Source organism: Pantoea sp. ICBG 1758, assembly GCF_002928325.1.
Taxonomy (GTDB): Bacteria; Pseudomonadota; Gammaproteobacteria; order Enterobacterales; family Enterobacteriaceae; genus Pantoea; species Pantoea eucrina.
In genome coordinates, this window is the sequence record NZ_POWL01000020.1 from 1 (window position 1) to 856 (window position 856).

The 856-nt window shown below is 72.3% G+C and carries 1 protein-coding gene; it reads right to left on the reverse strand.

Annotation, left to right across the window (positions count from 1 at the left end):
• Positions 1 to 22: 22 nt before the first annotated feature.
• The coding region (locus tag C1Y41_RS19680; RefSeq protein ID WP_146065248.1) for an MFS transporter at positions 23 to 856 on the reverse strand (834 nt) is incomplete at its 5' end.

Consider the following 856-nt stretch of genomic DNA (forward strand, 5'->3'; position numbering starts at 1 on the left):
CTGTTCCGCCGTCTCGTTCACGTCACGCCGCGCCCCGGGAGACCGCGGCGTCCCCGTCCGGGACGGGGCTCGTCCCGTCCTCGGGGCTGTCGTCGCCGACGGTACCGGTTCGGCGGCCGCGCAGCAGCGAGGCCAGGGCGGCGACCAGCGACATCGCGATGGCGAGCGAGAAGACCACCATCAGGCCGTCGTGGAACGGTCCGGAGATCAGGTGCGGGAAGAAGTCCCGTCCGGTGAGGGTCTGGGCGTTGGCGGCGGGCAGGCCGGAGAGCACCTGCGGGCCGAGCAGTTCGTGGATCGGGTTGTAGCCCAGGAAGGCCGCGAACAGCATCCCGACGGGCGGGAGTTGGGCCACCGCGTGGGCGTCGCCCACCGAGACGCCCTGTCCGGTGAGGCCGTCGGTGAGGGTCTGCGGGAGCGAGCCGGCCAGGCCGGCGACCATCAGCGAGAAGAACACGCCGATGGACAGCACCATGCCGGCGTTCTGGAACGTCGCCCGCATGCCGGAGGCGGCGCCGCGGTCGGCGGCCGGGACGCTGGACATCACCAGCGCGGTGTTGGGGGCGGCGAACAGGCCGCCGCCGAGGCCGTTGAGGAACACCAGCAGGGCGAACCAGACGTACCCGAAGTCGGTGGGCAGGACCAGCAGTCCGGCGAACGAGCCGGCCATCACGACCAGGCCGCCGGCCGCGAACAGCCGGGCGCCGAAGCGGTCCGAGAGGTGGCCGGCGATCGGTCCGGCGGCGAGGAAGCCGATGGTCAGCGGCACCAGGTAGATGCCCGCCCACAGCGGGGTGTCCTCGTAGTCGTAGCCGTGCAGCGGCAGCCAGATGCCCTGCAGCCAGACGATCAGCAT